This is a genomic window from Anaerobiospirillum sp. NML120449 (assembly GCF_023051105.1).
In the GTDB taxonomy this organism is placed as follows: Bacteria; Pseudomonadota; Gammaproteobacteria; order Enterobacterales; family Succinivibrionaceae; genus Anaerobiospirillum.
In genome coordinates, this window is the sequence record NZ_JALKIL010000008.1 from 19,102 (window position 1) to 45,181 (window position 26,080).

18 protein-coding genes are annotated in these 26,080 nt (G+C 53.9%); 10 read left to right on the forward strand and 8 right to left on the reverse strand.

Translation table 11 applies throughout. From position 1 onward, the window contains the following. The first annotated feature begins 243 nt into the window (after positions 1–243). Both MXE41_RS03765 and panF read left to right on the forward strand, forming a co-directional pair. Positions 244–636, forward strand: a complete 393-nt coding sequence (locus MXE41_RS03765; RefSeq protein WP_247099421.1) for a YhdT family protein — start codon at positions 244–246, stop codon at positions 634–636. Positions 637–641: 5 nt separating this feature from the next. Then, positions 642–2,201, forward strand: a complete 1,560-nt coding sequence (panF, locus tag MXE41_RS03770) for a sodium/pantothenate symporter (protein ID WP_247099466.1) — start codon at positions 642–644, stop codon at positions 2,199–2,201. 249 nt (positions 2,202–2,450) lie between these two features. Here the strand turns inward: panF and MXE41_RS03775 are convergent, their stop codons facing one another. Next, entirely contained in the window at positions 2,451–6,227 is a 3,777-nt protein-coding gene (locus tag MXE41_RS03775; protein WP_247099422.1) for an ATP-dependent helicase, read from the reverse strand. Between the two features lie 459 nt (positions 6,228–6,686). Continuing rightward, positions 6,687–7,559, reverse strand: a complete 873-nt coding sequence (gene ttcA, locus MXE41_RS03780) for a tRNA 2-thiocytidine(32) synthetase TtcA (RefSeq protein WP_247099423.1) — start codon at positions 7,557–7,559, stop codon at positions 6,687–6,689. Positions 7,560–8,319: 760 nt separating this feature from the next. On the opposite strand from ttcA, the gene MXE41_RS03785 reads away from it, so the two are divergent. Continuing rightward, positions 8,320–9,621: a hypothetical protein gene (locus MXE41_RS03785; RefSeq protein WP_247099424.1), complete on the forward strand. Its 1,302-nt coding sequence runs from the start codon at positions 8,320–8,322 to the stop codon at positions 9,619–9,621. Between the two features lie 237 nt (positions 9,622–9,858). Here the strand turns inward: MXE41_RS03785 and uspE are convergent, their stop codons facing one another. The 4 genes from uspE to MXE41_RS03805 form a co-directional block, all read right to left on the reverse strand. Then, the gene (gene uspE / locus MXE41_RS03790; protein WP_246977895.1) at positions 9,859–10,821 is read right to left on the reverse strand and encodes a universal stress protein UspE; all 963 of its coding nucleotides are present in this window, start codon (positions 10,819–10,821) and stop codon (positions 9,859–9,861) included. Between the two features lie 882 nt (positions 10,822–11,703). After that, positions 11,704–12,282, reverse strand: a complete 579-nt coding sequence (locus MXE41_RS03795) for a lytic transglycosylase domain-containing protein (protein WP_247099425.1) — start codon at positions 12,280–12,282, stop codon at positions 11,704–11,706. A gap of 249 nt (positions 12,283–12,531) precedes the next feature. Beyond that, a complete protein-coding gene (locus MXE41_RS03800) occupies positions 12,532–12,807 on the reverse strand; it encodes a hypothetical protein (protein ID WP_247099426.1) in 276 nt (91 codons plus the stop codon). Positions 12,808–12,921: 114 nt separating this feature from the next. Next, on the reverse strand, positions 12,922–13,785 hold the full coding sequence (locus MXE41_RS03805) for a hypothetical protein (RefSeq protein ID WP_247099427.1): 864 nt from the start codon (positions 13,783–13,785) through the stop codon (positions 12,922–12,924). A 765-nt stretch (positions 13,786–14,550) separates the two neighbouring features. Here MXE41_RS03805 and MXE41_RS03810 point away from each other — a divergent pair. Further along, positions 14,551–15,471, forward strand: a complete 921-nt coding sequence (locus MXE41_RS03810) for a manganese-dependent inorganic pyrophosphatase (protein WP_246977899.1) — start codon at positions 14,551–14,553, stop codon at positions 15,469–15,471. A 152-nt stretch (positions 15,472–15,623) separates the two neighbouring features. Here the strand turns inward: MXE41_RS03810 and MXE41_RS03815 are convergent, their stop codons facing one another. After that, entirely contained in the window at positions 15,624–16,124 is a 501-nt protein-coding gene (locus MXE41_RS03815) for a hypothetical protein (RefSeq protein WP_247099428.1), read from the reverse strand. Between MXE41_RS03815 and rimO the strand changes: the two genes are divergently transcribed. Further along, complete coding sequence (rimO, locus tag MXE41_RS03820; protein ID WP_246977900.1) at positions 16,086–17,483, forward strand: 30S ribosomal protein S12 methylthiotransferase RimO; 1,398 nt, start codon at positions 16,086–16,088, stop codon at positions 17,481–17,483. The two genes, MXE41_RS03815 and rimO, sit on opposite strands and share 39 nt — an antisense overlap. Before the next feature lie 176 nt (positions 17,484–17,659). On the opposite strand, the gene nth is transcribed toward rimO, so the two are convergent. Continuing rightward, complete coding sequence (gene nth / locus MXE41_RS03825) at positions 17,660–18,904, reverse strand: endonuclease III (protein WP_247099429.1); 1,245 nt, start codon at positions 18,902–18,904, stop codon at positions 17,660–17,662. A 595-nt stretch (positions 18,905–19,499) separates the two neighbouring features. Between nth and rsxA the strand changes: the two genes are divergently transcribed. The 5 genes from rsxA to MXE41_RS03850 all read left to right on the forward strand — a co-directional run bounded on the left by rsxA (position 19,500) and on the right by MXE41_RS03850 (position 26,077). After that, on the forward strand, positions 19,500–20,087 hold the full coding sequence (gene rsxA / locus MXE41_RS03830; RefSeq protein ID WP_246977902.1) for an electron transport complex subunit RsxA: 588 nt from the start codon (positions 19,500–19,502) through the stop codon (positions 20,085–20,087). Positions 20,088–20,823: 736 nt separating this feature from the next. After that, positions 20,824–21,393: an RnfABCDGE type electron transport complex subunit B gene (locus MXE41_RS03835; RefSeq protein WP_246977903.1), complete on the forward strand. Its 570-nt coding sequence runs from the start codon at positions 20,824–20,826 to the stop codon at positions 21,391–21,393. After that, complete coding sequence (rsxC, locus tag MXE41_RS03840) at positions 21,393–23,669, forward strand: electron transport complex subunit RsxC (protein ID WP_247099430.1); 2,277 nt, start codon at positions 21,393–21,395, stop codon at positions 23,667–23,669. Before MXE41_RS03835 ends, rsxC begins: the two co-directional genes overlap by 1 nt. Before the next feature lie 255 nt (positions 23,670–23,924). Continuing rightward, positions 23,925–25,451 carry an RnfABCDGE type electron transport complex subunit D gene (locus MXE41_RS03845; RefSeq protein ID WP_247099431.1) on the forward strand — a complete coding sequence of 509 codons (1,527 nt, stop codon included), beginning with the start codon at positions 23,925–23,927 and terminating at the stop codon, positions 25,449–25,451. Then, a complete protein-coding gene (locus MXE41_RS03850; RefSeq protein ID WP_247099432.1) occupies positions 25,451–26,077 on the forward strand; it encodes an RnfABCDGE type electron transport complex subunit G in 627 nt (208 codons plus the stop codon). Before MXE41_RS03845 ends, MXE41_RS03850 begins: the two co-directional genes overlap by 1 nt. Positions 26,078–26,080: the final 3 nt, after the last annotated feature.

A 26,080-nucleotide genomic window follows, 5' to 3' on the forward strand; every position in this document is an offset into this window, starting at 1 on the left:
CTCCTGATATATCCGTCAATATTACCGGAGAACAAAGCGCCTCATTGCCTCATACTGACATACAAGTTATCCATATGAAATTCTTGTGCTCCCCGCTCCCAAAATGGCTTTTATATGCTCTTTATCAGGCATAACATACAGTTTGCGTTATTTTGACTGCAAGGTTGCTACAATGCCCCCGTGCATTTACCTGAGCATTTTCCGCTGCTCCTTACGGGCAGCCGGAGTAATAAGGATCAAATTATGAGCAATTCCCACTCTTCAGATCAGAGCACTGAGGCGCTGCAAGCCCAGGCTGACCTGTCAGCCCAGGCTGCGCCATCAGCACCAGCTGCCGCCTCAGGCTGTGTCGAGCTGACTCATGAGCAGTATGCAGCCCAGTTCCGTCAGCTTGACTCTGAGGCTCTGTATACCTTCCTTGCCGCCGTACTGGTAACAGTATGTTTCTGGCTGGCCATTTTCCTCACTCACGACAGCACAGTATCCATATGGCATATGCCTCTGTGGTTTGTTCTGAGCTGCCTTGGAGGCTATGTCCTTTCTGTAGGCGTAGTCATTGTGCTGGTCAAATTCTTCATGAAGCCATGCGTGCTTAATGTCACTTCCGTCAAAAACAAAACCGACAGGGGAGAGTGAGATCAATGTTTAATATCCTGCCTCTGGTGCCGGTTGGTATCTTCTTTATCGTCCTTCTGTGCGTGGGCTGGGCCGCCTCATGGCGCTCCAACCGTGCCGCAAACTTCAAAAAGGAATACTTCCTTGGCTCCCAGAGCCTGGGTGGCATTGTGCTGGCCATGACCCTGGTAGCCACCTACGGATCAGTATCCTCCTTTGTGTCAGGTCCGGGTATTGCCTGGAATCTTGGTCTGGGCTGGGTGGTTTTTGCCGCTCCGCAGATTATCACTGCCTTTTTAATTCTGGGCGTTCTGGCCAAGAAGCTGACCCTGCTGTCACACCGTACCGACAGCCTGACCGTTATTGACCTTATCTATGAGCGCTTCAGATCCCGCACCGTATCCTTTGTGCTGGCCATTTTGCTCATCATCTTCTTTATCGCCATGATTGTGGGCCAGTTCATTGGTGGTGCCCAGATCTTTGCCGGCCTTACCGGCATCGACTACAAGCTGGGTCTTATCATCTTTGCCCTGGTTACCGTACTGTATTCATCAGGCGGTTTCCGCGCTGTGGCTGTTACTGATGCTATCTGTGCCCTGCTGATGCTAACCGGCATGTTTGTCCTTGGTTATGTCATCATCACCGAAGGCGGCGGCCTTGGTCAGGTAATGAAGACCATTTCCGAGGTCAATATCAACGAGGCTACCGGCATCAGTCGCAATCTTGAGTACAATGCCGGCGGCGCCCTGCCAATTGGCCTGCTGTTCTCCACCTGGATTCTGGTAGGCTTTGCCACCATTGGTCTGCCTCAGTCTCTGGTACGATGCATGAGCTACAGCTCCAGCCAGGAACTGCACAAGTCCATGATTATCGCCACCGTTGTCTGCGGTGCCCTGATGATTGGTATGACCATGCTGGGCGTGCTGGCCCGTGCCGTAGTAACTCAACTGCCAGCCGGCGGTACTGACACAGTTATCCCTTCACTGATTGCCGCCAAAATGCATCCTCTGCTTGCAGGCGTGACTATTCTGGGCCCTCTGGCAGCTACCATGAGTACTGTCAGCTCCCTGCTCATTGCTGCTGCCTCAGCTGTGGTTCGTGATCTCTTCAAGTCCCTGCACCGCCCTGAGGGCAAGGCAAACGAGCCTGAGCTTATCGAGGACTCCGTAAGCAGCTCCATGAGCTATCACGAGAAGCTGATTGTAAAGGGCACTGCCATGATCATGGGCGTCATTGCCATTATCCTGGCCCTGTTCCCTATGGATGTGGTTGCCTGGATTAACCTCTTTGCCTTTGGCGGTCTGGAAAGCGCCTTTGTCTGGCCGGTACTGCTAGGTCTGTTCTCCCGCCGCTTTAATACCTGCGGTCTGCTGGTGAGCATTGCCAGCTCCATCAGTGTCTATGCCATTGGCATGATCTTCAAGATCTCCATGTTCAGTGCCCACGCCATTGTTCCGGCCCTCATTGCCGGCCTCATTGGCGCCATCATCGGCACCTGGATTGGCAACAACATGCTCCGTCAGGGCATGAGCCGCCAGACCCACGACATCTTCTTCCCGCACAAGCCATATCTGTCCCGTGCCTGATAACACAGCACGTGCCGTCTGCCGGCCCGTCCGATGCTCCGTCTGACGACGGCCCTTCCGTCGTCCGGTCCAACACCGGCCAGGCAGCGGCCACCGCAGGCCGTGGCTGAACTCACGGGGCGCATGCCCTCTGGCTCAGTCCCGGTCCCACAGATATGCAGCAACAGCTGCAGGATGCACAAAAAACAGGAGGCGCTTTTCCTTAGCCGGAAAAGCGCCTCCTGTCATTTATGGCCCTGCCAGACCAGATCAGGTCTGATCATTGCCTTTATCGCCATCATTGCCAGGCATCAGATACTTGAGCTCGCGCATGGATCTGCCACGGCCAAAGCCGTAGCCCTTGCCAAAATCAAGGTCAAAATTGTTAACCCCGAATTTGCCCAGTGCCTCATCTCCATCGGCGCCGCCACCGGCCCCACTGTCCCGGCCGGCACCGCCTGCGGCACCAGCATACGGCGCAGCACCGCTTGCGGCATGAGAGAGCGCCTCTACAGGCACAAACTCATCATCATCGCCATCATTGCTGTCGTTGAAGTCCCCGCCTGCAAACCAGTTGTCATCAGGCTCAGACCACGTCCCGGCTCCAGCTGCAGCTGTGGCCGGTGCCGCCGCTGCCGTGTCGGCTGCTGCGCCGGCAGCAGCCCTGCTGCGCTCCAGAGGCGGCAATGCCGGACCACCAAAAGGCGATGAGCTCACTGCTCCTCCATAAGGCGATGCACCGGCATCAGCATTTGAGCTGGTGCCAGAGCCACATTTATCAGTGGCACTGCCGATCTCCAGTTCATCAGGTGAGACCTGACGGGCATAAGGAGAGCCCTTCGGGCTGCCATAAGGCGACATTCCCTGACCACCAAAAGGTGAAGCACCTGCGACAGCGCCATATGGTGAGGCCGCTGCTCTGGCATTGCTGTCAGCGCCCTGAGCGCCCTTACTGCCCTCAAGGAAGTCAGCAAGTGACATCTTGCGGGCATCGGCGGCACCAGCAGCCGGAGCAGCAGCAGGAGCCGATGGTGTCCCAGCGCTGACCTCAGATGCTGGTGTGGCCACAGGCGAGCCTGCACCCCATGGACTTGCTGCGCCTGCGGCAACAGGACCGGAGGTGCTCTGCTGTCTTAAGCGCTTCTCCCACTGATCAATGCTGATGCTGCTATTGTCCTCATCCTCAACATCGCCCTCAGGATAATTGAAATTATGAGGTCGCGAGGCATAAGGCGATGGTGAGGCTGCAGCCGCACCGGCAGCAGATCCTGCTGTGGCTGTTGCTGCTGCAGGCTGGGCGCCCTTACGGGCATCAAGAAAGTCAGCCAGCGACATGCCGCGTGCCTGAGCTGCCGCTGCCGGTGCCGGAGCGGTCGCTGGCCCGGCCGGGGCCGCAGGAGCTGCAGCCGGGGCGGCAGCCTCAGGCGAGGCAGCCTCGGGTGCGGCTGCGGAGGCTGCGTTGAGACGCTCAAATTTGGCGGTAAAGGCCAGGGTGCGCTCGCGACCGAGCTTCTCGTAAAAGACCAGATACTCACCATCGGCCTCACGCACTTCGCGTACCACGCCATGGCCCAGCAGCTTGTGGAAGAAGCGCTCACCTGCGGTCATGTGGTCGCCGCTGCTGTTGCGGGCAGAGGTCTGATCACGATTGATGCAGTCGGCGCTGCTGCCACCAATCTCGATGACATCCTCACGCTTGACCTCGCTTAAAAAGCGCGATGGCTGGCGCTTAATCCTGGCTGACGGATCAGAGCGGTTCTGCAGCTCACCACCGGCCTCAGACAGAAAGAGCTGCTTGCGGGCACGGGTCATGGCCACATACATCAGGCGGCGCTCTTCCTCTACATTGAGCTCATTAATGGCCTTTTTGCTTGGGAAAACAGCTTCATTGACGCTTACGACAAAGACATAGTCAAACTCAAGGCCTTTGGCATTATGCACTGTCATCAGACGTACCGGGGCATCAGGCCTGTTTTCGTCCATACTGGTCATCAGGGTGATATTGGCAATGAAGTCAGCAAGATTGACCTCATCATCCTGATTTTTCTTGAAGTCATTGAGGTAGGTCTTTAATGAGGCAATGTTCTCAAGACGCTCATCCTCACCTGATTGCTTAATCCACTCCTCATAGCCGCTGTTGTTGATAATGATCTCAAAGTCATCTGCCGGAGCACGAAAATCCATGGCATTCATGGCTGTCATGGTGCTGACAAAGCTCTCCATCCCTGTCCTTTTGTAAAGGAAGTCATCATCAGCGCTGTGGGCAAGGGCATGGAACAGTGAGCATCCCTGTGCTCTGGCAAGAGCCTCAAGATGCTCCATACGCTTTTTGCCAAAGCCACGTGGAGGCACATTGACCACACGACGGAAGGCCACGTCATCATCAAGGTTGACGCGCAGTCTGATGTAGGCAATGACATCCCTGATTTCCTTGCGGTCAAAGAAGCGCTGGTCGCCAATGACGTTGTAAGGAATATGGCTGGTTACCAGAGCATTCTCAAGCTGCATGGCTACATAGTGGGCACGGTAGAGAATGGCAATGGATGACTCAGGGAAGAGCTCTCTGATTTCCTTAATGGTACGGCAGACGTATTCTGCCTCAACATAAATTGAGGAGGTATGGGTAATGACCGGCTTCATGCTCAGAGCACGGCCATTTTTATCCGGGGTCTCACTCAGAGCGCCGCGCAGACCTGCTACCGGCCTGTCGCTGACAGACTGATACTCATAGTGATACTGCCCGTCACCTGCCTGCAGAGTAACCGCCTCACTGTAGGAGGGACGTCCCCCGACACTGCCCTGGCCATACGGGCCGGTCGCGCCAGCCTGGCCATAAGGGCTGCCAGGGCTGCCCAGGCTGCCCTGGCTGCCGTCACCCGGGCGCACTGGCTCAAGGCCGATACGCTCGAGCTTTTGCTGGGCACGATAGCCGGTAACACGGGCCAGTCTGTCCTTGCGCTGTCTGAGTGCAGTGCCCTGACTGTAATAGGAGCTGCTGGCGATTTTGGCAGCCACATCAGGGCTCATCCTGTCTTCTTTGCGGATATTAGGGTCGTGGGTAGATGCCATGTCATCAATGGTGATGTCAGTGCGCATGGCTACCAGAGGCAGACGGTCGGGGTCAGGATTGTTGGAAATAACGGAATAGGCCGCCTGCAGGATATGACTTTGCGATCGGTAGTTATAAGTCAGATTGAGCTTGCGTCCCTGCCCGGCATGCAGGTTACAGAAGTTCTTGAAATATTCGACGCGGGCACCACGGAAAGAGTAAATGGTCTGATCAGGATCGCCTACGATAAAGAGATTATTGTTTTTTCCGGCCAGGATCTCTACCAGTTCATACTGATCACTGTCGATATCCTGGAACTCATCGACCATGATGTACTCAAGGCGCTTCTGCCAGCGCTCTTTGACTTCAGGGAAGTGATTGAGAATATGCAGGGTCAGTAAGATAAGATCATCAAAATCAAGCGAATAGGTGGTGCGCTGGGCAAAAAGATAGCGCCAGAAAAGCTTGAGCTCATCTTCGGCAGCTTCCTGGGAGCGCTTCATAAGCTCCATGCTGTCGGGACCAATCAGGGCCGGCACATAGTCACGGTCGCCCTTTTTGGCATCGATAAACTCCCAGGCCTTTTTAAGGCTGAGTTTCTTGCCGTCCACCTCGCATTCCTGGTACAGGGGGCGGAGCAGATCCTTGACGTCAGAGACGTCACTGACAGTAAAGGTCTTAGGCCAGCCTACGGCCATGATTTCCTCACGCAAAAAGAGCGCGCAGAAAGCATGGAAGGTGGTGACAAAAGGATTGCCCACAGCATTGCCACACAGCTGCTGGACACGCTGTTTCATCTCAATGGCGGCCTTGTTGGTAAAGGTCACACACCATACCGAGCGCGGCGAAATACCATACTCATTGATTAGATAGGCATAGCGGTATGTCAGGGTGCGGGTCTTGCCCGTGCCGGCACCGGCATGCAGACAGATATAGCCCTCAGTGGCCTCAACGGCCTCACGCTGTTCATCATTGAGCACATCAAGCCAGTCAGACATTACGCCTCCCTGAAAAATCCACCAGACATCCAGCTCACCAACCCCTGCTACGCCCTGTCCTGCCACGCCCTGCCCTGCGGGCCTGGCATGGCCATGGCCATGGCCGGGCAGGGCAGTGCTGCAGCTCGCCCCGTGTCGGGAGGCGCTTGGCGCTCCGGCCTGCGGCCAGGGTGCAGGCATTTGTTCCTGACCTGCCACTGCAGGTCAGGAACAGCCTGTAAGTGAGCCTGGTAATAATAGCATTAATACAAAAAGAGCCCTAACAGCTTACTGTCAGAGCTCATTGATATGGCTTTTGCTGTGCCTGCCTGTGCAGCCACGCCCAGCCCTGCCCGGCTACGCCCAGCCCCATGGGCCGGACAACTCAAATGCCGCCCAGCATTTTGGCCTTTACGACTGTGCCGCCTGCAGGCCAAAGTGGACAGGCGTCTTAGTCCCCTCCAGGAAAGACTTGCGGTCTTACTTTACGCGTGGGCCGTTGGAAATCTTGCTGAAATCGAAGAGATTACGATCGAGCAGATGAGATGGGACCACATTCTTGAGGGCCTTGAAAATAATGTCAGGACGCTTTGGATAATCCTTTTCCCAGCCGCGAATCATGCGCAGCATGGCAGCACGCTCTTCGTTCTCGCCGTAACCGCACAGGCCCTTTGGCACTATCGGGTAGTCCTTGAGTTTGGCCAGGGTGGTCAGGTCACGCTCGCGGCAGTAGGCAAGAGGTCTGATGACGGTGAGGTCATCAGTGTCATTGCGCAGAATTGGCGGCATGGTCTTCATAATGCCTGAGTAGAACAGGTTTAAGAAGAAAGTAGCCAGGATGTCGTCACGGTGGTGCCCCAGGGCTACCTTGGTGATGTTGAGCTCACGGGCAGCGGTGTACAGAAAGCCACGGCGCATACGGGAGCAGATAGAGCACATGCGCTGATCAGGGCCGATCTTGGACTTGGAAATCTGATAAACAGGACGCTTGAGTACGAAGTAATCAAGGCCTACATTCTTAAGATGTCCCTCTACCATGCCCTCAGGGGTGCCCGGAAAACCAGGATCGATATGCACAGGGATAAGGGTAAAAGGAATAGGAGCTGAACGCTTGATGGAAAGAAGCAGATCCAGCATGGCATAGGAGTCCTTACCGCCGGAAATACAGACCATGACGCGGTCGCCAGACTCAATCATTCCGTAATCACCAATGGCATGACCTACCTTGCGGCGCAGACGCTTGAACAGCTTGTCTGCCTTATACTTGGCTTCCTTGTCTTCGATATTGAAGTAAGGACTTACCTTGCGGCCGTATTCATCAGCTTTGGACGGTAAATCATTGTCATCACGCACTTTATTTGCCCTCCTGAGGCATGCAACAGAGGTCTTTCCATATGCGCTCAGGGCTGGCAGGCCCATGGCACACATAATGTCCAGAAAAATGGGCCCACAGTTTAGCACGAATGCCATATTTTCCCCAATCTGCCAGGATTTATCACCACAGCATCACCACTGCCATCAGCGCCCCTGCAACAACCTCACTCCCACCATCCCCATACAGCCACCAGTGGCCCGGCATGGCATTGCTGGCATGCCATGGCTGTGCCCATGGCATGCCAGCGACCAGACCAGGGCCAGGCCAGGAACCCGGTCCTGGGCTCTGGCCTGGCGCAGGCATGGCACAGGCCGGCTGCGGCTGTTCAGAGCGATGATGTCAGTAATAAGAGCGCTGAAAGTGCATAGGCAGCAGCTTTATGGTTTACAATCAGCAATTTACTGTCAGCGAGCCCTAACGGAGAACAAGCAGCACATGTATATTCATGAAAGTTATAAAATCGATATCCCTGTCGATATTTACAAACCTGTCGTATCTCATGTCAGTGAGCACCGGCTGCATAAATACTTGTATGGTGATGCCAAAGCAAGTGGGATGATGCTGCTTAAATACTATTCATTCAAAAGTCCTGAGGGCGTATATGCCATGACCTCAGACTTTTGCCCAAGGTATATAAACAGTTTTGTAAAGCCCAGCAGCCACTGTGACCTCGTCCTGCCATATCCTGTTTATGATGACACCGGCAAAATAACAGGTGAGACTACAGTTACTCCAACTATGCCATGCCAGTATTTCTCCTGCGGACTGACCGAGATTGAGTGTCGCGATGAGCCACTGCAAATGCTGGTTATCATCGATCTCTTCAGCACTGAGATTGCAGTATGCTGCCTTGGTCGCAATCGCAGTTCTGACCTTATGACTCATGGTTTAAAAATGCTCGCCGACCATATGAAAAGAGCCGCTCCTGCCGGTTCAAAGGCCCTTGTGTACACAGGACGCAACACTGTTTTCAAGGACAAAAAGGTACAGAACGCTCTTGCCAGCCTGCCAGACATCAAAACTTATATTCCTCAAAAGGCCAGCAACGGCGCAACCGCTATGGTTCTGAACTTCTTCAAGCGCTGGAAGGTTTCAGGCATCAAACCACATATTGCCTGTACTCATGTTTGGAATACAGTGGCAAATGAGATCCTGCTTTCCATTCACTACTGGAATAATCACAGTCTGAACATGTCACACAAGAACATAAACCCTGCTGTGACCACAAGACTGTTCAGCTTTGCCGATGCAGTGGATAAAGAAAAGCGCCTGCAGGACCTCATCAGCTCAGAAAAGAAAGCCCTTGAGAGTAAGGAATGTCCGGTAATTGAAGAGGGACGTGACTTCAAAGACGAGCTGGCCTTGCGCCCTTTTGAGTTCCTGCTGGCTAATGCCTTTACTGTGACAGATGAGGAGTCTGGGCGTACCCTTAATGTCTTTGTCATCATCGACGAATACAGCTCCGAGCTGCTGGCACTGGACTGGCAGGAAAAGCTCAATGCAGATCTGATTATCAAAGCTCTCAAACAACTTTATCCTTTTAGAGAGTATCTGCCAGGATGCCGTATTTATACCCATACTGCTCTGCCTGATCCTGAGGATCCTGATGCCCATAATCTGCTTGCTGAGCTTCAGGCCAGCAGTGATCTGCATGAGGTGTTAAGAGATCTGGGAATACGTCTGCGCTGCAGCAGTGACTACCAGGCAAGCGGCGCCCCTAAGGCAAGAGGAATCATGGCCAGGATAAAAAACTATCTTGGTCTGTCACAAAAGCTCGACCAGTATGAGTTTGAACAACTCCTCAAGGTATTGCCAGACTGGAAAGGTATCTACAACGAAGATGGCAAGCCAAGCCCCTCCACTGTGCGTACTTCCTGGTTTAACTCACAAAAAAATCTCCAGGGATCAGCTGATGCCGGCAAGGCGCCGGACGCCTCTGCCGACCCGGCTGCCTCAGCCACTCCGGCAGCCTCATCCGACCTGGCCGCCTCAGCTGCTCCAGCTGTAAAGCCAGCTGCAGTCACGGCTACTGATAAATAAGGCACGCCCCCGGCACCACTGTCTCGACCTTACAGTACACTGCAGGCCTGCTGACACTGTTCCGGGGTGCCAGCAAGCTGTCCGGCACTGGCCGTATTGCAGCCGTCCGGCATCTTTCCGGGCCCAGTATCGACAAAGCCCCTGACTGTAAACACAGTCAGGGGCTTTGCTTTGTAAAGTACCTGGCAATTCCCGGCAGGCGCAACTTCTGGGAATTATTTTACTGGCACATACAGACTAAGGGGCAGAAACTCCCTCAGCAGCTAAAGGCACACGCTCTATAACAGCTTTTGGAGTGATTACTGCTACGTCACAGGCAAGGTTATCCACTACGCGCTCGCAGATATTGCCAGCCAGAGCTACCGCTACACCCTTACGTGCTGAGGTACCGATAAACAGGGCTGTTGGCTTGAGCTCGGCACACAGGGTTGGAATAACATCATCTGGCTGACCTTCACGGATATGGCAGTGCTCAGCCGGAATCTTATGACGGGCAGCAAAGGACAGTACAGCCTTGCAGCCTTCCTTTAAGGCCGCATCACCCAGCAGATCTGGGGTAAATCCTGGCATATTCATAGATGTTGGTGGCATCAGCGGAGGAATGGCGTTGAGGATATGGATCTGGCAGTGCATGATGCGGCACAGCTCCTGAGCCTCACGGAGCAGACGCATGTTAAGCATGCGGGCCTCACTGTCATCAGGATCAGACAAATCAAGGGCAATTGCCACAATGCCGGTTGGATGCCAGATATGATCCTTGGCAATCAGCACTGGTACAGGAGCATGACGCAGCAGCTGCCAGTCAAGCGGAGTGAAGAACACACTGTCAAACATGCCATGAACTTCATGAGCCTTGATGAGCAGGTCCACACCCTCTTCGTGAGCCATGTGGGTAATGTCCTTGCCCGCTGAGCGTGACCAGATAACACGGGTATGAATGTCATAGCCCATGGCGTGGATAGACAGGTAGGCCTTGAGCCACTTTTCACTGCGGGCAATAACTGAAGCCTTGATATCTTCCTTAGGCTCAACGGAAAGCATGGAAGTAAGATCACGGGTAAGCTCGGTAACAGGCATTACGGCGATGATCTCAAGAGTGGATCTGCCTCCGGCATGAGCTATGGCCATGGCACGCTCCAGAGCAACCTGGCGCATCTGTTTTGGCTCAATGACCACCATTATTTTCTTAAATTTTCTCACTTAAGAACTCCGTTTGTGCTTATATCCAGGCAAACCATTCAGTATCATTTCTGCCCACAGGCAAAACTCGCAGCAAGTTAAGCTGTCAGAAATAAAGGTCAGGGAAAACATTTCCCATCCCGATCTGAGGTCAGGCCGGAAATCCTCTGCAAGTCCTGCCACGGTCATCACCACCTGATGCCCAAATCCGACAGGGTCATCACTGCCTGATACCCGAATCCGATGCCGGTCATCACTGCCTGATGCCCAAATCCGATGCCGGTCATCACTGCCTGACGCCAGAACCAAATGCACAGATACCATGCCAGAAACTGACATTTTGCCAGAGGCTGACATACTGTTAAGACATGACTTTCAGGGACTGAAAAGTACTAATCGCGGCCGTTATCTTAACACGACCACTGCAAAAGCACATGCAAGGCATATCAGCCCGTGGCGCAAAGCAAGTAAATAACCGCTTTGCCTGGCTGACATTTCTTTCAATCTATTTTAGTACATACCAGGCCGGACGTATCTTATTTTTTCCCCGATACGGTCATTGCTCCAAAAAGTACCATTTTCCTGCCCGTTAAGTCCTGGCACAGGGAACTTTTCTCCAATAAGCCCAGGCATACGCACCACCGGCCCTGACAGGCCCCAGAACATCAGGCAACAGTCAGACTCCAGCCCGCACTGCTGACAACCCCATGCTTACAGCCTCCATCCCGAAGCCTCAAGCCCGGAGCATGAAGCCCTTATCCTCCAGTATGAACATGCGCCTTCAGGCATGCGGCAAAGACGCCAGTGAGCCCGGGTGCCTCTGGCCATTAGGCCATGGGCGCCTGGCAGTCTGCCAGCAGCTGGAGACAACAAGGCCGGCAAAAAGCCGGCCCCTGTGACGCACTAATGCTCGTCCCTGTCTTCAATACAGTAGTTGTAGGTTGATGTGACCAGTGTCTGCCATGCGCGGCGAATGCGCTCTACATAGCGGTCATGAACCTTCTGATTTACGCTGTAATGGAAGTGGTAATTGCCTACTCCGGTCCAGATGTTGCCATCAGCCTTTTCAATCTCACGGCGAATCAGATAGCCCATGGCCCAGATGTTATGGCAAGGCTTGGATTTGATATCGCTTTTGGTGAGCTTGAACTGACGCAGTTCACCAAGACGCACGTCATTAATCTGGCTTGGACCACAGTCCTGAGTGCCGTTTCTGTTAGTGCCGCACTTGCCATTTATAGGACCGCGCTCCACGTACAGGATGGAGTACAGCAGCTCTTCAGGCAGCTCAAACTGATAGGCTGTCCAGGCAATGCAGCTTTTGAGCGAAGCATACTGCTTCATAGGAGGCTCAAGATAAGCCACCTCACGCCAGTGACCGGTAACCTCGCAGGACAAGGAGGCGCCAAAGGCAGAGGTCGACAGGAAGATCACAGCTGCGCCAAGCATACCCCTGACAGCCATAATACTCATCTTTCTCATGGAAATAACTGTCTTAATTGAAGTTGAGATCATAGCCCCTCGAGCTCAGTAAATGTAAAGACTGGAAGTACTGTTCACAACACAGTTGCCTGCACTCAGCCCCTGACAGGCTTCATGTGCACAATGGGATATGGTTTGCCCTTGCTGTCATATTCACTGCGTCCGGCAACTGAACTTCCATATGCTCGTAAAAGCCTGAAGCCTGAAGGTTTTGCATGTTGACAACCACAATGCAGTCCCCAGGCTCATTTATGGCATACATGATAAACTCTTTGCCGACACCGCTTCATCTGAAGTTGTCATGACAAAAAGCATCTCGATACTGCCGGCAGCAATGCCTGTGAAACCGGCTATACGGCCATGGCGCTTAACGACGTACAGGTCAACGTAGCCAAAGTACATGCACAGATTGCTTTTGTAGAACTCATAGTCCTTCTGACCTGGAAAGTCATGAGTACTGAGCACAGCACTCTCCCACACGCAAGTAAGCTCGTCGTAGCCAGCATTACCTGCTTTTCGGATCATTCCATTACCTGCCAGGTAATAGTGCCATATATCATGAATACAGAGCCCTGCAGCAGCTGGAATCGGGCACAGCATATGGTACAGGCAGCCAGCCCTTAGCACTGTCCATTATGTTTACTGCTGCTTTTTGATTTGCTCTTCAATCAGGCGCATGCCGGCGTCGCGCTCATCTTTGTTCAGCGGCATGGAGGCGGTGACAGCTTCGAGCATATCCACCTCAAGCCTGTCCTGACTTACCTTGTCATAGTTGATGGCACGGGCAGCAGGATTTGGCTTGCCAAAGCGGTATGGCTCAGGCTGAATGAAGGTATTGCCGTCCACGTAGTAATTTACAGTCATGGAGGTAATCAGAGTACGTACCGAGCTCTGCTGATTGATGACAGTAAGCGGCTTTAAGGTAAACAGGAAGCTCTGATTGATGCCCTTCAGACGTACCTGCAACAGGGTAGCTGAAGCTCCCTGGAACTGGCGCACCATCAGCTCGGACGGAGCAGCTGTAGTCTCGGCAATAAATCCCTGGTTCTCAACGCGGGAGGACACAATGTCCATAGGGTAGCCGTTGAGATCATAGAAACGGATGATGGATACGCCATGGCGCGGTACTGCCACTTCATACTGAGCCTGATAGGTAGCGCTCATGCGCATGACCTTGGACTCGGCGTCACCAGGAACTGTTGGAACCTCAACAGAGTTCTGAGGGTCATTGCGGCCCTCGATGTAAATCTTTTCGCTCTTCTGCTCCTTGGTTCTGAAGTCCTTTAAGGTATCAGAAAGCTCAGGAGGAGCCTGAGGGGCAATAACATCAGCATGAGCTGTGCCCAGCAGCCATGAGCCGCCCTGAGAGCTCATACCCGGGGCATGACTTGTCAGGACCTGTGAATAATCAGAGGTCCAGTTAACGGTGCGCGGAAGATCCAGAGTGGAGAGTACTGCCACTGCGCACATGGTCAGTCCCATACTTTTTAAATTTAACATCATGACCTGAGTATACCATTACCCGCCATCTTTGACTCTGACCAGGCTCACAGCGCACAGCATTACCTCACGCTTCACCCCGCATCAGCCCAGGCTGCCCCTGCAGCCGGGCAGCCGTGCTCCTGTACCACTGTCCCGTGCGTCCTGCCAGCCGCCTGGGCTGGATGCATACCAGGCCCGTGCAATGCCCGCATGCCTGGCCTGCTCCCTGCAATGCCCGCATGCCAGGCCTGCTCCCTGCAATTTATGCCTGCCAGAGATGCTCCCTGCAAAGCCAACCAGATGGATCTGTGGTACGCAGTGGCACTGGATGGCTGTGCGGCTTAGCCAATGGTGAGGCGGCTAAGCGACCAGTCTGTGAGTGATGGGCACGATCTGGCAATTGCGGAGAGTTGAATTACTGGACGGGAGGCCCTGCCTGGGCATGATGATCCTGGGGCTGGCTTTGGAGCCATAAAGATGATTCCTGTGGGCCTGGCTGAATATTTTTTGCATGGACGTGCCGCGTTCTGAGCAGCTGTTAAAATTTGGCCTTTTCAGAACTGGCCATACCCATATGTGCTAGAATAAATGTTTCAGCAAGGCATTTATATCGGCCTTTCGGGCTGGGTTATTGCCTCTGGGATAACAGCTGCCCGGGGTATCAGATGCTGCATCGTTGGGATCTGCTGCGGAGTACAGCCTCTGACAGACGGAAGATGCTGCTGATTCCAGGAGCTGTGAGCTTCTGACAACCAGAGTTTATTTGATCTTTTCACGAGGAAAAGTATGACCGCTTTAGTACTGGGCCACAAGAACCCTGACACTGATTCTATCGTTTCTGCCTTATCAGCTACCAACTTATACCGTGGTCGCGGCATCGACGTTAAGCCTGTTGCTCAGGGCACTCCTGCTCCTGAGACCGCTTTCGTTTTAGAGAAGTTTGGTCTTACTGCTCCTGAGGTATGCCACTCCGTAGCCGGTCAGGAAGTTTACCTGGTTGACTACTCCGATCTGGCTCAGGCTCCGGATGACTTTGCCAAGTGCAAGCTCCTTGGCATTATCGATCACCACAAGCTCGGTGACGTTACCTCTGACACCCCTGTTGAGGTTTACTTAAAGCCAGTAGGCTGCTCCAACACCGTTATCAAGGAGCTCCACGACTACTACAAGGTTGAGATCAATCCATCCCTGGCCGGCGCCATGTTATGCGCCATCCTCTCTGACACCGTTCTGTTCAAGAGCCCAACCTGCACCGAGGCTGACAAGCAGGCCGCCTACGACCTTGCAAAGATTGCCGGCGTTGAGGATCTGCAGGCTCTGGGCATGGAAATGTTCAAGGCCAAGAGCAACCTGTCCGGCGCCTCTGCCCGTGACTTAATCTTCCGTGACTTCAAGGACTTTGACATGTCCGGCAACAAGGTTGGCATTGGTCAGCTCGAGCTGGTTTCCCTGTCCTTAATCACCCCTGAGTTAAAGGCCCAGTTACAGGACGAGCTCAACAAGGTTAAGGCCGAAGGCCGTCACTCCGCCTTACTGGTTATTACCGACATCATGGAAGAGGGCTCCGAGCTGCTCATGTGCTCTGACAATGGCGAGTTAATCACAAAAGCCCTGAACACCACCGTCAGCGACAAGATGTGGATGCCAGGCGTTATGAGCCGTAAGAAGCAGGTTGTTCCTAACCTCGAGCAGGCTTTCAAGGCTTAATTGCTTTCCCTGAGCCATCTGCACATGCTCGATGGTTACCTCAGGCAGCCGCCAGCAACCTGGCTTACAGGCACAGCTTTATGAGGCGGCTGCTGTATGAGAACATACAGAGGCACTGGTGACCACCAGTGCCTTGTTTTTGTCCGCCTTGCTCACCAGAGCAAGACTGCCCACTGCCCTGCAAAAGATGGCTGCGGCCTGCCCTGCATAAGCAAGGCTGCTGGCTTGTCCTGCAAAAGATGGCTGCTGGCCTGCCCTGCATAAGCAAGGCTGCTGGCTTGCCCTGCAAGAGCCTGGACACTGGCCTGCCCTGCCAAAACACGGCTGCCTGACTTCTGGCCTGCCCGGCATAAGCAGACTTGCCTGAGTTGAGCTGATTTAGCTGTATGTGCCGGGCGAGTCCTGTGGACAGGGCTCATGCTGGTGATTGCGATGAAAAAGATGGGCTTTGACTGGTTTTGGCCTGTTTTGTCCTGATTTTTCACAGTTTTAGCCCGCTTTTGCCCACTATTGGGCAGCTTTTGGGCCGTTTTGGCCTTGTTCCAGTTTCTTTTGCCTGTTTTCCCGTTTTCCTGTTTTTGCCCCTGTAATGCTACTTCCTCTGAGGATCTGTAATGGCTGTAAATAATCAGACTAAACCAAAGCTCGACCATGTGCCACGCATTGGCGTGGTTTCTCTGGGCTGTCCAAAGAACCTGGTTGACTCCCAGCGTTTGATTTCCGTTTTACTGGCCAAGGGTTATCGTCTGGAGAATGACTTCAATGAGGCCGACCTGGTCATCATTAACACCTGCGGCTTTATTGAGCCTGCTGTTGAGGAGTCATTTGAGGCTATTTACGATGCCCGTCAGCAGTGCCAGCAGGTACTGGTCATGGGCTGCCTTGGTGCCCAGAAAGAAAAGGTTCTCGAAGAGTATCCTGATGTAGCCGATGTAATTGGCCCGGGCCGCCGAGCTGCCGTACTTCGTGCCGTAGAGCGCCTCGTAGGTGAGCCGCCTGCCATTGCCCGTCAGTCAGTTCCAGCCTCAGGCGTGCTGCTTACCCCTAAGCATTACAGCTACCTTAAGATTTCTGAGGGCTGCCGTCATCACTGCGCTTTCTGTATCATCCCTGATCTGCGCGGCACCCTGCGCTCCCGTCCAATTGACAATATCATTGCCGAAGCCAATGATCTGAGCTCCCGTGGCGTCAGGGAAATCATGATTATTTCCCAGGATACCTCCGACTACGGTGGCGACCTGCGCGACGGCACCAATCTGCTCAAGCTGTGCGATGCCCTGGGAACTGTAAGCCCACGTCCATGGTTCCGCATGCATTATGTCTATCCGGGCAAGATTGTGGATGACCTCATTCCTTACATGAGAGATGGCATTATCCTGCCTTATCTTGACATGCCGCTGCAGCATGCCAGTGCTCCTGTACTCAAGAAGATGAAGCGTCCTGGCAATATTGAGCGCACCTATGAGCGTATCTGCCAGTGGCGTGAAATCTGCCCGGATCTCACTATCCGCTCCAACATCATTACCGGCTTCCCAGGTGAGACTGAGCAGGACTTTGAAAACCTGCTCGACTTCATCAAAAAAGCCCGCCTTGACCGCGTAGGCACCTTCCCATACTCAGATGTCGAGGGTGCACAGGCCAATGATTACGAGGGCTCCCTGCCAGTAGAGGTTCGTCAGGAGCGTGCCCGCATTGTCATGGAAACTCAGGCTGAAGTTTCCCGTGCCAAGCTTGCCGGGCGTGTGGGCAAGAGCTTTGAGATGCTGGTTGATGCCATTACCGATGAGGGCACTGTCATTGGCCGCACCAAATACGAGGCTCCGGACATTGACGGTATTGTCACCATTGAGGAGCTGCCAGGTGGTGCCCGCGTTAACGAAGGTGACTTACTGCGCGTAAAGATTACCGACAGTGACGAGCATGACCTGTGGGCTGAGTTTGAGGAGAACATAACTCCTAATACCCACATCCCATTCCGTCTGGTCACCCCAAAGAACCCTGTGCTGCCATAAGCACAGCAGGCAGGTGGCCCGGCCATACAACTGCCCACAGCCGCACCTGGGCAGCTGCCAGGCTGCGCCGTGTGCTGCACAGCCCTGCCCATAATGGCCAAAAGCCCCGACTGTCTGTCAGACAGCCGGGGCTTTTTCATGCCGGGTTAAATGGCAGTGAGCACCTGTCAGAGATATCAGTGCTCATAATTGTGCTTGCAGTACTTTGCAATCACGCACTTTTCGCAGTGGCCCTCGAAGTTACGGGCAGTACAGTTGTAGCGGCCATGGAGCAGCAGATAGTGATGGGCTTCCTTTAAGAATGGTTCAGCTACCAGCGGAGCAATGCGCTCCTCTACCTGACCTGGGCACTTGCCAATGCACAGACCTGTTCTTGTTGCCACGCGGAACACGTGAGTATCAACGGCAATAAAAGGCTGACCAAAGGCTACGTTGAGAACGACACGGGCAGTTTTGGAGCCCACACCAGGCAGAGCAGTCAGCTCATCAAAGTTGTCAGGAACCTGTCCGTCGTACTTGTCGACCAGAACGGCAGAGAGCTGGGCCAGGAATTTGGCCTTGTTCTTCCAAAGTCCAATGCTCTGAATAAAAGGAGCAATGCCGTCAGCACCGAGGGCCGCCATTGAGCGGGCATCAGGAGCTTTGGCAAACAGAGCAGGAGTTGCCTTGTTCACCGAGGCATCAGTGGCCTGAGCAGAGAGCACCACGGCGCACAGCAGCTCAAAAGTATTGGAAAACTCAAGCTCGCTCTTTGGATTAGGATTCTGCTTTTGCAGCAGGCTCATCATCTCATAGCGCTCTTTTTCATTGAGCAGAGTGATTTCCTTAAACTGCTCCTCAATCCCCTTGCTTGGCTCAGCAAAAACCTGAGCCACCTTAGCCCGGCTCTTGCCCCCGGCCTTTGCCTTTGGCTCAGCAACTGGCTTGTCTGCCTTGGAGGTCTTTGCAGCCTTTGCCTTAGCCTTTTGCTCTGCTGCAGGCTTTTCTGCCTTGGCAGACCTGGTTGCCTTTGCGGCTTTGGCATTTGGTTCGGCAGCTGCCTTGTCTGCCTTGGAGGCCTTTGCAGCCTTGGCCTTTGGTTCGGCAGCTGCCTTGTCTGCCTTGGAGGCCTTTGCGGCCTTGGCCTTTGGTTCGGCAGCTGGCTTGTCTGCCTTGGAGGTCTTTGCAGCCTTAGCCTTTGGTTCGGCAGCTGGCTTGTCTGCCTTGGAGGTCTTTGCAGCCTTAGCCTTTGGCTCAGCAGCAGGCTTTTCTGCCTTGGAGGTCTTTGCAGCCTTAGCCTTTGGCTCAGCAGCGGGCTTTTCTGCCTTGGATGCCTTGGTTGCCTTTGCGGCTTTGGCCTTTGGCTCAGCGGCTGGTCTGTCGGTTTTGGCTGATTTGGCGGTCTTTTTCAGGGTCTTTTCCTGTTCACTTGCGGTGCTCATGGTGGTCCCTCGATTTGTGGTACCGGTCTCAGGCATGGGCCTGATGCTCTCTTTTTGTGTGTATGCTGACAATTATGGGCTATCTGCAGACCTTATCAAGTCAGGTCCCTATCATGTGCGTGATTTTATCGATGGGCATCAGGACTGATGGCCAAAAAGCCTGTAAATCACAGGCTGTGGACAAATTATTTACAACAGTCTCTGGAGATGTGAGTAAGCCTTTGCTTACGCTGCGCGACAAGTGATGCATCAAATGGCTTATTTATGCTGATTTCAGGCAGTGTTATCACTTGCGCAAAATATGCAATTGATTCTTGTCTGTTAGCCAAATTAAGCACTATGAAGTACAATGACCGCGCCTGTGTCGTGTATACATCGCAAAAGGCAGAGCTGCACAGCCCTTCGGGGAAGCTTGACCAGGTGCAGTTTCTGTCTTTTGCGATGCATGCATACCCCGGGACTTATACCCTCAGGTTTATCCTGATATTTATCCTTACTCCAGCCGGTTCAAATCCTTTTCCTGACTGCCGGGCTCTGATCCCGTTAAATCATCAGCCCCCTGCAGACATTAAAAGGTGCATAGAAAGTGGGTACGATGATAGACGCTTTAATACTCTTCTTCAGCGCCGCCATAGTTAATAACTTTGTGCTGGTCCGCTTCCTTGGTATCTGTCCTTTTATCGGCGTATCAAGCCAGCTCTCTGCCGCCCTGGGCATGGGTGGAGCCACAACATTTGTGCTGGTGCTCTCAGCCCTTATCTGTACCCTTGCCAACAATTATGTTCTGGGACCTCTGGGCCTTACCTCACTTGATCTCATAGTAGACATCATAATTATTGCCGTAGCCGTTCAGTCTGTGGAAATCATTATCCGCAAGACCTCCTATAACCTTTATCAGGCTCTGGGCATCTACCTCCCACTTATCACCAGCAACTGCATTGTGCTTGGTCTGGTGCTGCTCAACAGCTCCCTGAATCACTCCCTGTTAAGCGCCATGGTCTACGCTCTGGGTGCCGGTGCCGGCTTTACTCTGGTACTGACTCTCTTTGCCGCCATGCGTGAGCGTCTGGTTTTAAACGACGTACCAGCTCCTTTCCAGGGAACAGCCATTGCCCTTATCAGTGCCGGACTGATGTCCCTTGCATTCATGGGCTTTGCCGGATTTACCGGCAGCTCGGTCTGACGACATGCCTGGCAACAGCCCAGGCCTCAGCCCTGGCCACGGGCACGGCATCAGGCCCGGAATCAGGCAGGGTATCAGGCTGTAAGTCAGCCTGAGCATGGCACTGACAGCTGTTCTTAACAGACACGCATATCAGGCCATCTTCACATGGAAAAACCCCTTTTCTGAATACTTTCTCCTGCTCTAAGGAGATCCGTACTGGGCCGTCCGGTCCTGGCGCTGTGAAAGCTCATCAGTGATGCTTTTACGGCTCATTGCCCGGATGCTGCCAGGCTGATAGTTGCAGCCGTCAAGTGCGCCCCTGTACAAGGTACGCAGTATGCGCCTGAGGTGCATTGAGGCTGAGCCGGCGCTCAGTTTATGGACCATAAATTAATCGCATGCCATCCCACACATGCAGTGAATACAGGATGGCAGCGCTGCAGGCTGACAGATCTGACCTCAGGTCAGCTCTGCCAGACAGAGCAAGGATGCTCTGTATGCCCTGTTCAGGCACCTGCATATGTCAGTTACATGCCGCGCTGCCGGGCAATGCCTGCACTGCCCGGCAGTACAGACCCTTGCTGTGGCCAGTGGTACAGCAGGAGGCAGCAGGCTTTCAGCCACATGCTTAAGCTCATGAGGGCGCGGGACGCGGCGTAAACAGTTACTGTGCCGTGTTTTGCGGTTCTGTGATGTGCTGTTATGTGCGGTGCTGCGCTTTTTGTGACTGACGGAGCTTTAGAGGCTATCGGTTATGGATATTGGAAATAACGCAATCAGTTTTCTGCTCTATGGAGCTGCAGCTCTGTTCGCCCTTGGCGTGATTCTGTCCCTGCTGGCCCGTGCCGGCAAGAATGATGGAGATGACAAGGCCGATCAGCTGGAAAAAGCCCTGCCAGGCGCCCAGTGTGCCCAGTGTGGCTATCCTGGCTGTCGTGCCTATGCCGAGGCCATGGCCAATGGTACTGCTGCATGTAACAAATGTACCCCGGGCGGTCAGGACACTATCGATACCCTGGCTTCCATTCTGGGGGTGAGCGTACCTGCTGATGAAAGCGAGGATGCTATCTTTGCTCCGCGCACTGTAGCCATTATTCATGAAAGTCTGTGCACCGGCTGCACCAAGTGCACCCGTCACTGCCCTGTTGACGCTATCCGTGGTGAGCGCCGTGTAGTTCATACCGTTATGGAAAATGAGTGCATAGGCTGCAATGAGTGCGTCAACAAATGCCCTGAAAAGTGTATTGAAATGGTCCGTCTTGAGCCTACCATTGCCAACTTTAACTGGGAACTGCACCCTATCCGTTTCAAGGGGACCAACTGATGCCATTCTCCAAGCAGTTAGAAAAAATCATGCAGGGCAAGATCTGGCGCTTCTTTGGCGGCATCAAAACCGTTGAGCGCAAGGGCACCACTAACAGTGCCATTGAAGAGCTGGCTATTCCATCTCTGATTACCCTGCCTCTTGACCGACACCTGGGTGAGGGCGGTCATCTGCTGGTTCATACCGGCGACCGCGTCAAGGCCGGTCAGCGTCTGACTACTCCTGGCGGCAACCGTAACGTTCCTCTGCATGCATCAACCTCAGGTGAGGTTATCAGCATTGGCATGCAGGTACTTCCTCATCCGTCAGGCTTTCTGGGCCGCTGCATCACCATCAAGCCAGATGGCCTTGATGAAAAAGTGCCTGACGAGCCAATGACTGACTGGAAAGAGCGTACTCCTAAAGAGCTGCTCGACCGCATCCGTCTGTTTGGTGTAGAAGGCCTGGGCGGTGCCCAGTTCCAGACAGCCGCAAAAATCGGTGCTGCCGTTGAGGAAGCCCGTGGCGACTGCAATATTTTCATTGTCAACGGTGCCGAATGTGAGCCCGTTGCCACCTGTGATGACCGTCTGATGCAGGAGCGCGCCGCTGAAATTGCCCAGGGTATTGAAGTGGTACGCCACATTCTCAAGCCAAAGGTCATCATTGTTGCCATTGAGAACAATAAGCCTAATGCCATCAAGGCCATGAAGGCAGCCGTTGCCTCAGATGTTCAGGTAAGAGAGATTCCATCCCTCTATCCGTCAGGTGCGGCCCGTAACCTCATCAAAATCTGCACCGGCATTGAAATTCCTTACAGTGAGCACACCTCTGAGTGCGGAATTGTAGTGGACAATGTCGAAACCGTTTTTGCCATCAAGCAGGCAGTTATTGACGGTATCCCGCTTATCAAACGTGTGATTACCGTAGACGGCCAGACACTGGGCCGCAGCGGCAATGCTCTGGTGCGCCTTGGCACCTCAGTACGCTTTGTGCTCAACTCCTACAAGCTCAATCCTGAGCGCCGTCAGCGTGTCATTCTGGGCGGCCCTTTCATGGGCTTTACCCTGCCCAGCATTGATGTGCCTATTACCAAGAGCGCTACCTGCGTTTACGTACCGTCCTACAAGGAGCTCGATGAGCAGCCTGAGTCCATGAACTGCATTCGCTGCGGCCGCTGTGCCCGCGTCTGCCCAAGCCGACTCGTGCCTTATCAGCTCTATGCTCTGTCACGTGCTGGCATGCACAAAAAGACCAGCTCCTGCGGCATGATGGACTGTACAGAATGTGGCTGCTGCTCTTACGTATGCCCATCCCGTATTACTCTGACAGCCCAGTTCCGCAAGGAAAAGGCTATTTTGCGCCTGCTTGATGACAATCAGAAGCGCAATCAGCGTGCTCAGGAGCGTATTGCTGCCCGCAATGAGCGCCTTGCAAAGGAAGAGGAAACACGACGTAAGCGCCGTGAGGCCGCTTTGGCCCGTGCTGCCCGTGAAAAGGAAGCTGAGGCTGACATGACTCCGGAGCAGATTGCTCAGAAGCGTGCTGAGGCAGTAGCTGCAGCACGTGAGCGTGCCGCTGCCCGCCGTGCTGCCGCAGTCGGCAATACTGCCGTAGGAGGAGCCGCTGGAGCTGCCGCCCGTGAAAAAGCCGCACAGCCATCAGGCAATGATATGCTGGTGCGTCCGCAGGGCGATTCCTCTGCCACCATGGGTTCTATTACCGCCATCAAGGCCATTAGCAGCATATCTTCAGCAGGCGCAGCCAGCACCGATGGCGACGCTGCGGACAGTACCGCAGGCAACTTAGCTGCCAGCACCGCCCAGGAGCGTGCCAGCCGCATGATGCAGCAGCGTCCTGACGGCATGCTGGTAGCAGCCATGATGGCTCAGGGCGGCACTACAGCCATGCGTCAGCGTGCTGAAGAAAATGGCATTGCTGACAGCTCACGCGCAGCTGGCAAACCAGTTGCCGCCTCAGATGATGCTAATGCTGAGCAGCGCGAAAAGCTGCCTTACTCTCTGCGCAAGGGTGCCCGTCAGAAGCATGCCCCTGATATCCATATGTGGCCTGCCATAACTGAGCGTGAGCCATGCATGGACAAGGTGGAAAATCCTCCGGCTGAGGGTGTCTACATTCCAGAGAGCCGCCCTAAGACCAAGATGTATCTGCAGGCTCCTGAGGAGAAAAAGAAAGAAAACCTCAAGCTGCCAGGCGCACTGCGCCGTGCCGATCTGCCACCTGCTGGTGAGGAAAACCAGACCGACAATTCTGACAGTGCAGGTACCACCAGCTAATCAGAGCCTCAAGATCATCAAGCCCTGAGCTCTAACCCCACGGATTGACGGCCAAAGCTTGCAGCTCCCGGTTTGAATGGTCAGGCCTGAGCACCAAAGCTTGCAGCTCCAGGCCTGAGTGGTCAGGCCTGAGCCCCAAAGCTTGCAGGCAACAGCTTGAATGCCACAGCTCATCAGCTCCCCTGCTTACCAGGATGCTGCAGCGTACAGCAGTTGATAAACTGCTGTACGGATCCAGCCAATCAGGAAATTTAAATGCAAATCTCTGTACAGAGTGCCAAACAGAATCTGGGCATCGAACCAGCACCTCATCTGCACAGCCCGATGAGCACAGAAAAGATCATGGTCATTGTGCTGCTCTCACTGATTCCAGCACTGGGCGTCATGACCTTTTTCTTTGGTTCCGGCACCATCATCCAGTTCTTTATATCCGCAGCTACCGCCCTGTTATGTCAGGTGCTGGCGGCTGTCTTACGCTCACGCTCGATAAAGCGCAGCCTTAAGGATCCATCAGGTCTGGTAACAGCCATTTTGCTGGCTCTGACCCTGCCACAGCTGCTGCCATGGTATTACACAGTGATGGCTACAGCCTTTGCCATGCTGCTGGTACGTGAGTGCTTTGGCGGACTGGGACAGAATCTGTTCAATCCGGCCATGTCAGGCTTTATCTTCCTGATCATCTCCTCACCTGGTGTTTTCTACACTACCTGGGTAACCCCTACTCCATATGCCATTACCGTGGCCACTCCAGATCGTGCCTGGGATGTCATCATGAATGGCGCCGATCCTCAGATACTGGTCCGTGAAATCAAGGAGCTCAACCGCTCCAACGAAATTGAGGCCGCTCATAACGAACTCATGAAGGCCCAGGAACTGGCTCGCGCTCATGACGCCTCCGCTGACGCTGCAGGCGCCGCCCCTGCTGCTGAGGCTGCCGCTGACGCTGCAGCTGACGACGCAGCGGCTGCCGCAGATCCGGCAGGTGCTGAGGGTACCGCCGTTTCCGAAAAAGCCGCAGCTACTGCAGATGCCATGGCAGGTGAGGCTGATGCCGCCGCCGCTCAGGCCACAGGAGAAGATGCAGCGGAGCTGGACGCAGCTGCTGCTGACACTGCTGCCGGGGTCGATGGTTCTCAGGAGGCCGCCTCTGCAGAGGCTGAGCTTGCTGAAGCAGCAGCTCGTGATCGTGCTGAGGACCATGCTTCCTTTGAAGACATGATGGCTACTGCAACCTTAAGCAAGGACCATCTGACCACTGACGCCCTGACCGGAGCTACCTATCTTGAGAGCATCAAGACAGCCCGCAAGGCAGGTGACGTCAAGGAGCAGCCACCTGTTGATCTCTACAGCCCAAGCTTTGTTGCCTATGCCTGGCTGGCCGGCGCTTATGTTCTGGGCGGCATGGTTCTGATTTTCACCAAGGTGATCCGCTTCCAGCCTCCTCTTGCTTTCATTATTGCCATTGGCGCAATGAGCTATATCTGGAATTACTATGACCCTCAGCTATGTATCAGCATGGCTGAACATCTGATCATGGGCGGTACCATGCTCGGCGCCTTCTACATCATTACCGATCCGGTAACTACCTGCGGTACTTTCAAAGGCCGTATTCTGCTGTCAGTTATCATCGGTATGCTCATTGTTCTGATTCGCGTCCATGGCAGCTACTCAGATTCTGTAGCTTTTGCTGTCATGCTGGGCAACTGTCTGGCTCCTCTTATGGATGTCATGACCCGCCGCCGTCCATTTGGTGTTGGCTACCGTCCAGGAGGTCTTAACTGATGTTTGACAACAAGCCTGGCGTACGCGCCCTGTTCTCAGGCGTAATCCTTTCAGCCATTGCCGCCCTGTGTACCGCAGGTGTGCTCTATGCCGAGCAGGATACATCTCCACATATTCAGGCCAACCGTGACCGTAATGAGCAGATGCTTATCGACAGTCTGCTGCCGGATGTGAAAAAGCAGGCTCAAGGCAAGGTAACCTACCATTGCAAGCTCATTTCAGACCGCCGCATTGGCAAGAATATGAAGGCCTACATTGCCCGTGATGAAAGCGGCAAGACACTTGGTTATATCTCCAGTTTCTCCACCAACCGTGGCTACTCCGTACCACTCATCCTCATTGGCGGCATGGACAGCAATGGACGTATTACCAGGATTGATATCCAGCTCAGCCGTGAGACTCCAGGTATTGGTGACAAGGTTGAGCGCCGCCGTGGCAACTACCTTGATCAGTTTGACGGTCTTGCCGTTGAAGACCGCCGCTGGGACGTCAAGAAGTTTGGCGGTGACTTTGACTACATAACCGGCGCCACAGTAACCTCACGAGCCCTGGTACTGGCCTCCAAAGACTTCATTGAGGTCCTCAAGGCCACCGATTTTGCCTCACTGCGCGACTGCCCGAAATAACTG